13 protein-coding genes are annotated in these 11,263 nt (G+C 52.0%); all 13 read right to left on the reverse strand.

The window, feature by feature from the left end:
* Positions 1-4 precede the first annotated feature (4 nt).
* The gene (locus FBQ85_01935; protein ID MDL1873924.1) at positions 5-1,921 is read right to left on the reverse strand and encodes a tetratricopeptide repeat protein; all 1,917 of its coding nucleotides are present in this window, start codon (positions 1,919-1,921) and stop codon (positions 5-7) included.
* A 44-nt stretch (positions 1,922-1,965) separates the two neighbouring features.
* Complete coding sequence (locus tag FBQ85_01940) at positions 1,966-2,181, reverse strand: DUF2283 domain-containing protein (GenBank protein ID MDL1873925.1); 216 nt, start codon at positions 2,179-2,181, stop codon at positions 1,966-1,968.
* Entirely contained in the window at positions 2,166-2,480 is a 315-nt protein-coding gene (locus FBQ85_01945) for a hypothetical protein (protein ID MDL1873926.1), read from the reverse strand. The genes FBQ85_01940 and FBQ85_01945 overlap by 16 nt, the downstream gene beginning before the upstream one ends.
* 47 nt (positions 2,481-2,527) lie before the next feature.
* Positions 2,528-2,764 (reverse strand): DUF4926 domain-containing protein, encoded by a 237-nt coding sequence (locus FBQ85_01950; GenBank protein ID MDL1873927.1) that lies wholly within the window; start codon positions 2,762-2,764, stop codon positions 2,528-2,530.
* Positions 2,765-2,841: 77 nt separating this feature from the next.
* On the reverse strand, positions 2,842-6,228 hold the full coding sequence (locus FBQ85_01955) for a DUF4175 domain-containing protein (protein MDL1873928.1): 3,387 nt from the start codon (positions 6,226-6,228) through the stop codon (positions 2,842-2,844).
* A gap of 258 nt (positions 6,229-6,486) precedes the next feature.
* Positions 6,487-6,891: a type II toxin-antitoxin system VapC family toxin gene (locus FBQ85_01960; protein ID MDL1873929.1), complete on the reverse strand. Its 405-nt coding sequence runs from the start codon at positions 6,889-6,891 to the stop codon at positions 6,487-6,489.
* Positions 6,888-7,109 (reverse strand): hypothetical protein, encoded by a 222-nt coding sequence (locus tag FBQ85_01965; protein ID MDL1873930.1) that lies wholly within the window; start codon positions 7,107-7,109, stop codon positions 6,888-6,890. Before FBQ85_01965 ends, FBQ85_01960 begins: the two co-directional genes overlap by 4 nt.
* Positions 7,110-7,267: 158 nt before the next feature.
* Complete coding sequence (locus tag FBQ85_01970; GenBank protein ID MDL1873931.1) at positions 7,268-7,597, reverse strand: hypothetical protein; 330 nt, start codon at positions 7,595-7,597, stop codon at positions 7,268-7,270.
* A gap of 12 nt (positions 7,598-7,609) precedes the next feature.
* Complete coding sequence (locus FBQ85_01975; GenBank protein ID MDL1873932.1) at positions 7,610-8,047, reverse strand: hypothetical protein; 438 nt, start codon at positions 8,045-8,047, stop codon at positions 7,610-7,612.
* Positions 8,001-8,180 (reverse strand): hypothetical protein, encoded by a 180-nt coding sequence (locus FBQ85_01980; protein ID MDL1873933.1) that lies wholly within the window; start codon positions 8,178-8,180, stop codon positions 8,001-8,003. The genes FBQ85_01975 and FBQ85_01980 overlap by 47 nt, the downstream gene beginning before the upstream one ends.
* Before the next feature lie 41 nt (positions 8,181-8,221).
* Positions 8,222-9,013: a DUF4159 domain-containing protein gene (locus FBQ85_01985; protein MDL1873934.1), complete on the reverse strand. Its 792-nt coding sequence runs from the start codon at positions 9,011-9,013 to the stop codon at positions 8,222-8,224.
* A 13-nt stretch (positions 9,014-9,026) separates the two neighbouring features.
* The gene (locus tag FBQ85_01990; GenBank protein ID MDL1873935.1) at positions 9,027-10,448 is read right to left on the reverse strand and encodes a parvulin peptidyl-prolyl isomerase; all 1,422 of its coding nucleotides are present in this window, start codon (positions 10,446-10,448) and stop codon (positions 9,027-9,029) included.
* A gap of 11 nt (positions 10,449-10,459) precedes the next feature.
* On the reverse strand, positions 10,460-11,263 hold an 804-nt coding region (locus tag FBQ85_01995), incomplete at its 5' end, for a hypothetical protein (GenBank protein ID MDL1873936.1).

Raw genomic sequence — 11,263 nt, forward strand, 5'->3', positions numbered from 1 at the left:
TCTGCTACATCGGCCTCACCTTCTCCGACAAGCTCCGCACCCGCCGCCGCGCTTCTTCCAGATAAAGACTGTTGGGATATGTCTCCAACAGCTTCTCAAATAACTTTTGCGCCTGCGGATAATCCTGCATTTTGTCTGCGTGAATTTCAGCCAGCCGGAACAGCGCGCGATCACCGACAATGCTTTCACCATGCTTTTCGGTTACGGCTTGCAGCGTCGCTACGGCGCTGGGGTATTGCCCCTCTTCGGCGTAGAGTGAGCCGAGATGATACATCGCCTGCGGCAGAATTCCCGCGTTGGGATATTTTTCAATGAGATCATTCAACGTATCGATTGCCGCGCGGCGATTCTGCTTGAGGTTGAGAAATTCGGCATGCGCATAACTCCGCAAAGCGCCGGCGCTGTCCGCAAAATTGGCTTCAATCAGCAGCAGCATTTCCAGCGCATCATTCACCATGCTCTCTTCCGGATTGCCCTTGGCGGGCTGCGCCACAATACCCTCCAGCATGTTCTTCGCATTGCGAAAACGACCTTGATAAAACTCCAGGCGCGTGAGCGCAAATTTCACTTTGTCACCAACGCCCGGCCGATTGCCGCCCAAGCGCCGCGCCGTTTCATACCAATTCACCGCTTGCGCCACCTCGCCCAACGCGAGATGGCAATCACCGAGGCGAAAGACAGCGTCGAGACGTTCCTTGCTGTTGGGTTCAGTAGCGGTGTCATAAATTTTTTTGTAAACCGCAATGGCAGCAGCCATGTCTTTCAGATGCGTGAATTGAATGTCGCCCTGTTCGAGCATGGCGCGAAGGACCCAAGGATTGCGCACATTCGTCCCGGCTTTGGAAATAAGATTCTCCAGCGCTTCCAGCGCCAGGCGGTGCTTGCCTTGTTGCTGATAGCACTCCGCCAGTCCCATCATCGCCGGATTGGCATACGGGGATTTCGAGCTATTGGTGAGTATCAGTTGATACGCTTGCTCGGCATAATCCCACGCGCCGGCAGCACGCACCTGCTCGGCAAAGTTGAAAATTTCAGCGCCGGTATTGTTGGCGCCGGCCAGCTTGTCGAGAGTTTGATATTCAGCCAGCGCACGCGCGTATTCTTTATTTTCGAGCAGAATCACGGCCAAGAGGCGCCGCATGTCAGTGGTATTGGAGGTTTGGCTGAGATGCCGGCTCACTGCTTTTTCGATTTGCTGCGCCGCCTCTTCGGAGCCTCTTGCCAGCTCGACCAAGCGGCGCTGCACGAACGGCAGTTGCCGCGTTTCAGCAGCAAGATAGCGCAAATATTCATCCGCCGCAGCTTCATACTCCAAACGCGAGGCGTAAAGATCGGCAAGCTCGAGCGCGAACAAATTTTCCTGGCCGAAACGCTTGCGGCCGTCTTGATACACGCGCAACGCCTCGTCGAAGGCGCGGCTGTCTTTCATGCTCGCGGCCACACTGGCGTACGTTCCAGGGGCGGGATATTGCTTGAGCAGGTCGTTCCAATGTTTGATGGCGCCGGCTTGATCATTCTGATTGTAATAAACCACGCCGATGTCGATGCGGCTGCTGAGATCGTCCACCACCGTCAGGCGTCGCTGAATGGCGGCGAGCAAATCATCATAGCGCCGCACTTGCATCAGGCAACGTTTGAGGCCTTGATAGTAAATGCCGTTGCGCGGATCGGACTCGAACAGCGATTTGTAAATCTCTGCAGCACGGTCGAAATACCCAACCCGTTCAAACGTTTGCGCCTGATTCAAGCGTGCGGAGTTGAGCTGGGGATTTTGGGCAGCAAGATTGAATGTTAACAACAAACAAGACAACAGCAAAAATCTCACGCAGTGACGCGGAGACGCAAAGACAACGTAGAGAAATTCTTTACGAAGCCTTTGCCGCTTTGCGGCGTTGCGGGCATTTTTTTTAATCATTAGCATTTGGCCAGCGCTACATGTTTTAACAAAAATCTAAGGTTTTGAAGCTACGCCGCCTTGCTCACCAACGTCATCGCGAGCGGCTTTTGCCCGCGCAAAGCGCTGAGTTTCAAGATGGAAAATCCTATGATGTTCCCGATACCATCCACCTTTTCCATAACTGCATCATTGGACGTTTCCCGAAAGTACCCCTCTTTTTCCTCAAAGAGAACTTCGAGGTAATCCCCTTCTTCATCGTACCAGACTCTTAATTCTTTGGCCATAGAATCTCACCTTTCTTGATCGTGTCAGTGAAATAAGCAGTTATAATGAACGTATCTTCTGCTGGTGCTTTCACGACAATGCACAGATACTTTCGAGTGACGGGTGTTGAGTCGTAATGCCGATAGAACAATTCGACTTGAGAATCTGTTTTTGATCGCACAATCTTTTCGGGAGCAGACAAAGTTTCTCGAAGCTTATCAAGCTGGGCGCGCATTTCTGGATGGTCGATAATGAAATGTTCCTCACGTTCTTGAGTCAGCCGAACATCTCGATTGTAAATGTCTTTTAAAATGCGCATATAGCTAACGCATTTATTGAGCTAAAATTGAATGTTGTTGTATAATCTCAAACAGATGCAGACTCAACTTCCCGGGCATGCAAAATCTCAGACGACAATCGTGGGCGGATCTCATCTGCGGTCACCGTGAGCAGCGCAACGGTTTTGCCTTCTGCCGTGAGAAATTCCACTTCAAAGGCGGCATTATCTTTGTAGCAGTTGACGACGGTTCCAATATCGCCTCCCGTTAAGGGATAGCCTGCGATGTCGTGATTGAGAACGACCAAGTCCAATTCTTTAATCATGTCGTACTTGATGAGGTATCCATAAAATTACTCTCAATACAGCGGAAAGCCCGGGATAAGATTGATAACCATTCATCTCAATTCTTCCCCTCCTCCTGCTCCCTCGCCAACGCCTCAAAATACTTCTGAATCAGTTCGCGGTAATCGCGCGAATACTTCTCGCGCAGGGCGTTCATCAAATCTTCCTGAATTTTCGTTTTGCGCTCGCCGAGATCGCCCGGCAAGGCGCCGGGATCGAGGCTGCGATAGGTTTTCGAGCGTTCAGCCTGCCGTTCCTTGCTGTGATCGCGCTCGCGCATCGAGCGTTGCGCGTCCAGCATGCGCGAGAGAATTTGCTGCTGCCGCTCGAGCGTCTGGCGATCGACGCGCTGCTGCTGCAAATCCTTCACAACGTCTTCCATATCTTTCGCGGTTTGATCGAGCCGGCCTAAAATCTCGCCCTTGTTGCCGAATTCCTGCATCAATTGTTCGAGACTTTTCTGCACCGCCGCCTGCTGCGCCGCCATGCGCGCCATCGCTGCCTGGCGTTGCATTTGGCTCATGCCCTGTTCGCCGAGTCCTTGCGTTTCCTGATTGATGCCCTGCTGCTGCCCCGAAAGCCCGAGCATGCGCTGCATGAACTGCTCCATACTCATGCCCATGCCCTGCTGCCCGCCCATCTGCTGCATCGCGTCGCGCAAACCGGCGACGGCCTGATCCAATCCCTGCATGGCCTGACGCTGCGCATTGCCGGCTTGCCGGCCATTGCGCTGCTCGAGTTGACGCAGCGCTTCCTGCATTTGATTCATCGCCTGACCAACAGAACGCGCCACCTCGGGCGTGATCGCAAAACTTTTCTGTGAGGTTTCATACAATTGCTCGGCCACTCGGCTGAGTCCCGACAACAACTCCTGCTGTTGATCTGCGCTGTTGTTGAACTGGCCGGATTCGCCAGAATTATTTTGCATTTGGCCTGACTGGCTGCCAAGCTGTTCCTGCCGTTTCGAAAGTTGCAGCAAATCATTCGAGCTGCGCTGCAAGGCCTGCGTAATGTAACGCTGCTGGCTCTCGCGCATTTCTTTTTGCGCGCCGGCAAGCGATTGCTGCATGCGCTGCAACGTTTGCGCATTGCGACGGCCGCGTTCCTGCGCCTGCGACATTTGTCCCTGCTGCAAATTCTCCGACATCTGCTGCATTTCGCCGGCAAGATCGTTGGCCTGCATCGTCTGCGCCGCTTCATCGACTTTCTGCGCCGGCGATTGCTGCTGCAACTCGTTCATCAAATTTGACAAGTCTTGCAGCGACTGCTCCAGCGATTCACTGTCTTGTTGCAACCCCTTTTCTTGCTGCGCCAGATCGTTGCGTTCGTTCGCGTCCGGATTTTTCCCGGCTTGTTCGGTGATCTCTTCCTGCCGTTCGAGCAAATCCGCGGTTTTCTTGAGCGCTTCATCGAGCTTTTGCTCGGTCTGCACCTGCTTGAGCAAATTCATCGTGCGCTCGATGCCCTTCAAAAACTCTTCTTGCGAGAATTGAAAATTCTTCATTGCTTCAGCGAGTTTTTCGGGATCAAGATTCTCCATGGATTTGCGCATTTCTTCCAGCGCCTTTTGCAGCTCCGGCGAATTCAACTCCTGCAACAACTTTTGCAGTTCGAGATACTTGTCGAGCGTCTCGAGGCTGAGCATGTCGTTGCGCTCCATGGTGTCGATCATTTCCTGCAACCGTTCCTGCATTTGCTGCACGCTTTCGCGCATCTGCTCGGTGGCGCCCGCGGTTTCGTTGAGTTTTTGCCGTTGCTCCCAATCGGGATTCGGGTCTTTCTTTAACTGCTGCGCCAATTCGTCGATCTTTTCTTTCGTTTGTTTGGCTTGTTGATACAACTGCTGCAAATCCTGCGAAGTCTCGTCCTGGGCGCTCGCGACTTCTTCATAAATTTCATAAAGCGAGGGAAAGCGAACCTGGTAGGTTTGGCTTTGCGCGGATTTCGGGCCGGAAATCACGTCATTGTCACGCACTTCAGCGTAGTAGCGCACAACATCATCCGGCTGCATGTCGAGTTGAGTAAAATCCCAAATCGTTTGCAGCGTGAGCCTGGGTTGATGGCGATCGTTGAACGGCAGCGGCCAACGCCCTTTTTGCAGCTCGCCGCCCAGGCTCGACAGATGCTCGTACACAATTTCCGCCGAAGAAAAACCGTAATCATCCTCGGCAAGCACGGAAAGCGGCACACTCATGCTTTCGTCGAGATCGACATCCTGGCCGGGAAACGTAATGGTTACTCTCGGTGATTGATCGGTTTCCAGTTCGATGCGATATTGAATCGGATCGAAATTGCGCAGGCCTTTAGCGTCCTCCAGTGAAATGGCGTAGGTTCCGGCTTTTTCGATTTTGAATTCGCCCGTGGCGGTTTCTTCATTCACTTGCAATGGCGCAGCCGCGTCCCAACTGAATTGCAGCGCCGCGGCGCGCAATTCTTTGTTGGCAGTGAGCCGCAGCGAGACTTTCGAACCGGGCAATGCAACGATATCGCCGAGATTTTCTGGGAGTACCTGCGGTTCACGCCGGGTGTAGTTTGGATAATTGACGGTGATTTGCAGCGAACGAATCAGCGGCGGCTCAACCACCGTGACATTGTACCAACGGCTGGTTTCCTTGCCGAGTTGCACGCGGTAGCGCAAACTCTCACGCACACGTTCAATGTTGTGCGTGAATTCCAAATTGCCGGAGCTTTTCATGGCAATTTGATTTGCAGCTTTCGCGCCCTCGGACTGCCACTCAAGTTGCGCCTGCTCAGTCGTCAGGCGATTGACCCGGGTGTTAATGAGCAAATCCTCGCCTTTGACGATTTCGACATCGCCAGGCTTGACGGAAAATTGTGTTGCGGTTTCGAGAATTTGGCGATGCGGATTGAGCACGACGGCCGCGCCTTCCGACATAAATTTCGGCGCAAAGCCCCAGGCAAGTAAGCAAGTCGCAAGCGCAGCAAGTCCGGTCAAGGCGCGTTTTCGCGGCGTCTTGCGATCGATAATCTCCCCGAAATCAAGGCCGCGGACTTGCTGATAAGCCTGCTCTAGTGCTGACGCCGCCAGCGCTTTGCGAACGTCGCTAACATTATTTTGTGTAGATTCACTATATACTTGCAAAGCGTTGGCAAAGCGATCATGCACCTCATCTCGCAAATTGCCGACACGCAATGCGAGATCGATGTTCTGCGCATCACGCGGCTGTGAAAGCGAACGCATAATCGGCTGCGCGACGAATCGCCAAACGGCATAGCCAAGGGCAGCAAGACACGCCAACGCCAGCGCCCAACGAAACGTTTCGCTGGCAGCGACGCCATGCGCCAGCACCGGTGCGGCAAGCGCGATTCCCGCAAGCGCGAGGAGAAACAAACCAACCCGGGCGAGCCATAGCTGCCGGTTTTCATTCCGTCGCAACTCGCGCAGGCGGCGCATGAGGTCGAGATAGGTTTCGTGGAGGGACATTGTGGGTTTATTGCGTGCTAAAGATATTTTTTGTTCCGAAAGTTTCAGCGCATGCGCGTGATTCGAAGCGGTTTTATTGGTCGATTGGCAAAGCGATTCGGGCGTGATTTGCTGAAGTCAAAAGCGTATTCTGGACGCATGTCATCTGACATGATCTCGCGAGACTTAGAAGCTTGTCTTTTCTTCATAACGCTTACGCTCTTTGGCTTCGTCAGAAGGCTTGTTCATATTTGTTTGTTATTATGATACAATGCTCATCTAATTTTTCATGAGAACGTTGAAGCCCGCCTGCCTGAAATGATCGTCAAAAGTCAACGCATTTCTGACTTCGTATTCACGCATCACGATAAATGAAATGCAATCCACCATACCCCAATCCTTATCAGTATATTTTTTATAAAGCTCAAAAGCTTTGTCGAAGAAGTCAAGACTTAGCTCAACAATCAAAACTTCTTTGGACGTACGAAAAGATTCGATGATTTCGATTGCTTCTTTTTTGTAATCTCTAGCTAAAGCATTGCCGATTTCGAGCAAAACAACGTCGGTGATAATGAGCGGTTCTGTCTCGTACATTTCAGAGAGATTTTGGGCTTTGGCATGATATTGATCATTCGAATTGACCAGGGCAACGACAAATGCTGTATCGACAAAAGTTCGGGTCATTGCTGCGAGCCTCCCGAGGCATACAAATCAACCTTTTGAGAAAAGTCGCTGGAAGCAGAAATTTTAATGCCGCGCAATTTTGCCATTAGGCTTTGTTCCGGCTCGCCATTATCATCTCTTTTTTGGGCTTCAAAAGCCTTGATGAGGCGATATAATTCATCCAGAAGGGGTTCTGGGATTTTCGCAATTTCGCTAATAATGGCTTCTCGAGTAATCATGGTCGTTCCTCCACTAGATTTATTTCATCAACGCATACACCACGATATTCGTCCCCATCCGCAGCGGTTGCTCGCGCACCTCGGGAAGATCTTCTGAAATTCCATGAATTGATAACCGTAACGCGTGAAGCAGTTCTCAAGACTCAGTCGTTAGAGGCTTATCTACCTTTTGTTTGACAGGTTCGCACCACTTTGCACCCGGCAAGACTCTGTTGCAACTCTTCACGCACAAGCTCTTTCACACCTTTCGCAGACAACCATTCCCGCAAAGCTTGATCGATCAACTTCTCGCAGCCTTGTGCTTGCGGAGTAAGCTGTTGAAACTGCACGAGTACGTCATCGTCAATGCGAATGGTAAGCCGTGAAACTGCCGCATTGAAACGTTGCTGGCGCGCCTTCGTCCCTCGATGAATCTTGGCGGGATCTGGAGGCGATTTTCGCGTATAAGCTTGATAATCAAAGCCCCTGTCTCTTCTCTGAGAAAGCATACCAGGAGTTGATTATTTCAACTTCTCTAAATCAGCCAAATCTTGTAAGCGTCCGACCGTCTTCTTGTTCTCCTTCAAGTTCTTCAAATCAATAAAAGTAACTTCAACCCCGTCGATAGTCGTCAGAACTTTTTTTGCGTAACAGTTCTCGAAATCCACGCCGGCAAGTGCAGTCAAAATATCGATGCGATTGGGCGGATGGCCGAGTTGAATGACTTGATCCGGGTCGAGAAAATCCTTGGCCTGCAAGCCAAGAGAAGCAAAGCCAAATTGCGCCAGCGCGGCAACCATGCGCTCGGCGTTTTCCTGGCTCAAATCGATCCAAACGTCCAGGTCTTTGGTGTAACGCGGATGGCCGTGAAACGCAACCGCGTATCCGCCAATGACGAGATAACGCACGTGATTATCGTTTAACGATTGTATAAACTCTTTGAAGTCTTGGCTCAGCACCGTATCTCCAGCCGTGATATTCCCGCCGGATCTGCTCCAGCGCCGCAATACGCGCTTCGTGCGATTGCGTCTGCCAATAAGCATAATCAGACGGTTGTTCTGTGATGCTCACTTTGGCAACGACTTTTTTGATTTTGGTTGAGGGCATAAAGTATTGACCGTACCTCCGATTTTTTAATTCATCAACGCATACACCACAATATTCGTGCCCATCCGCAGCGCTTGCTCGCGCACTTCAGGTGGATCGCCGTGTACTTCCGGGTCGGCCCAGCCGTCGGAGATGTTGGTGTTCCAGGTGTAATAGACGATCAAGCGCCCCTCATGGAACAAGCCAAAGGCCTTGGGCGGGCCGCCGTCGTGTTCATGCGTTTTGGGCACGCCGCCGGTGAACTCGAAATGGCTGTGATAAATCGGATGGCTGAATGGCAGCTCGACCCATTTTTTGTCTGGAAAGACTTTAGCCATTTCTTCGCGGAAGAATTTGTCCATGCCGTAATCGTCGTCGGCATAGAGAAAACCGCCGCCGGTGAGATAACGCCGCAATTGCTGCGCCTCCTCCGGTGAGAACTGCATGCGGCCGTGTCCGGTCATAAAAATGATGGGATAGGCGAACAACTCGTGATCCGTCAACGCCACCTGGCGCTCATCCTGATCAAGATGCATAGTCGTGTTTTGCCGCATGAACTTCAGCAAATTGGGTATGCAGGAGGGATCATTATACCAATCGCCTCCGCCGCGATATTTGACGCGGGCGATGGTAAAAGCGCTTTGCGGCTGTGTTTGAGCCTCTAGAATGGAACACGGGAAAAAAAGATTTGCCCACAGAAGCAGAAATCCCAGCGAAGCGAAACGCTGAAAACTTTTCTTCTCTGCCAGTTTTTTGAGGGCGGGCGGGCTTTTCCAAGCTCTTTTGCTCGCCGCCTCACCTCGCCAGGAGCCGGGACGGTTGATCCTGCCTTTTGCCATTTGCATGCTTGCCTCAGCTCTGATCGGCGATCTTGATATACAAATCCTTTTTGAGCGCATCGACCCACTTGCGAAATTCCTGCTCCGCTTTGAAATTAAGCGCCATATCTTCAATCTGATCCCAATCTTCTTTAAGATTGAAGTCGCGCGGCTCGCGGCGTTCGTCAAGGCGGACGATGTGATAGCCAAATTGGGTTTTAATGGGTTGTGAAATCTCGCCGGGCTTCAACGACTTTGCTACATCCATAAATTCCGGCACTTGCAGTTGATCAATCTCGAACCAGCCGAGATCGCCGCCTTTCTCGTTGGTGGTCAAGTCATTGGAATATTGCTTGGCAGCGTCTTCAAATTTGATTTTGCCGGAAACGATTTCTTCGCGCAGGCTCTTGAGCTTTTCGGCGGTACGGTTTTCGTCGCCCGCGCTCATCGCGACGCGAATAAGAATGTGCCGTACATTGATTTTTTCGCCGCGGCGATCGATCATTTGAATGATATGAATACCGAATTGCGATTGCACCAGCCCGGAGATTTCACCCGGCTGCAGGGCAAATGCCGCTTCCTCAAACTCTCGTACAAAATCACCGCGTTGAATAAAGCCCAACTCGCCGCCGCGCTTTTGCGAGCCCGGATCTTCGGAATATTTGCCGGCCAGCTCTGCAAAATTTTCGCCGGCGCGAATGCGCGTGAGTAACTCTTCCGCTTTGGCGCGTGCGGCCTTGGTGGCTTCATCGCCCGCCTGGATGTTCAACAAAACATGGCTCAACCTTACGGATTCTTTGATGCCGGGCAGGCTGTCTTTCATGGCATGATAGAACTGTTCAACCTCCCGGCGCGAAATTCTGACCTCGCGAAACTTCTTTTGCTGCAGCGTGCGCACCAGCATGCCCTCGGAAATGTCGCGGCGCAGCGTGCGTCGAATCTTGCGCATGGGCTGGCCAAAATATTCTTCCACTTTTTCTTCCGAACCAAGCTGCTGCGTCATGGCTTTAATGCGATCGTCCAGCACTTGATCGACCTGGCGCTCATCCACCACCACGCTGTCCTCCGCCGCTTTGACCAGCATGGCTTTTTGATCAACCAGACTCTCGAGCGCATTCGTCCGCAGCGCGTCGAATTTGGCGGCGTCGCGCCGCGGGTCGATGCCCATCTGAATCGCGAGTTGATAAGCATATTGACTCAACTCGGATTGCAAGATGATCTTATCGTCTACCGTGGCCACGATTCGATCGAGAACTTCCTGGGCGCTCGCTTTTTGCGCAACCGGGACTAGAGTCAAGAGCAAACAAACAAACATGAAATGGCGCGGCGCCGAAGAAAAAAGAGTGTGGACGATTTGCCGCGCTTTCCTGGCGACCGGGTGTCTTTGCTTTATTTTTTGAACTCCCAAAATATCAGCTTGCTCCAGAATAACATTCCCAGACAACTTGCTAAACATAATGCCTCCGTTTATTTCGCCGGACTGCCGGTCACAATCGAGTCCGCAACGAAATTTTCGAGTAGGTGAAAGTTTTTTTCGATTTTGATATTGGCGGCCAATTCTGCCAGCAGGCTGCGATAGCGTTCTTCCTGCTTTTGCGCTTTGAGCTTGGCTGCGATCTCGTCGCGCACGAGGCGAAGCGGGCGAATGCTTTCGGGCCGAAAACGTTCAACAACGAAAAACAAATGATAATCGTCTTCAAACGCGATGGGTGAGCTGATTGCGCCCGGCCGCAGCCGGAGAATCTCTTTCGCGGCTTCAGGCACTTCCGATTCCGGATAATAAATTTCCCAGGGGATCGTTTCGCCTTGCGCTTGTGCGCGTTCCTGGGCCAGGCGGCTGAACGCGGAATTGCCAGCAAGCGCGCGCCGCAGCGAGTCTGCTGATTGCAGATTTGAGGTGACAAGGTGCCACACGAGAATTTCGGCTTCCGCGCGCTTGTAACTCTCGTTGTTATCATTATAAAATTTTTGAATCTCGCCGTCGCTCACCTGCCAATCACGGCTGTTCAACTCCTTCTCCACCAGAGCGTCGCCCAACAGCTCGACTTCCACGCGCTTCAACCGCCATTGCAATTCAGCTTGCTTATCAAGCCCGCGGCGCTTGGCTTCTTGATACAATAATTGATGGTTTGCCCAGCGCATGGCATGGCTTTGCAATTGTTCGCCGCTGAGGTTGCGACGCACCGAGGGCGGAATCTCAGAGACGAGTTGCTGCAAGGTCAACGCCTCATCTCCGACGCGCACAATGACATCATCGCCGGCAACGGAAGA

This window comes from Cytophagia bacterium CHB2, assembly GCA_030263535.1.
In the GTDB taxonomy this organism is placed as follows: Bacteria; Zhuqueibacterota; Zhuqueibacteria; order Zhuqueibacterales; family Zhuqueibacteraceae; genus Coneutiohabitans.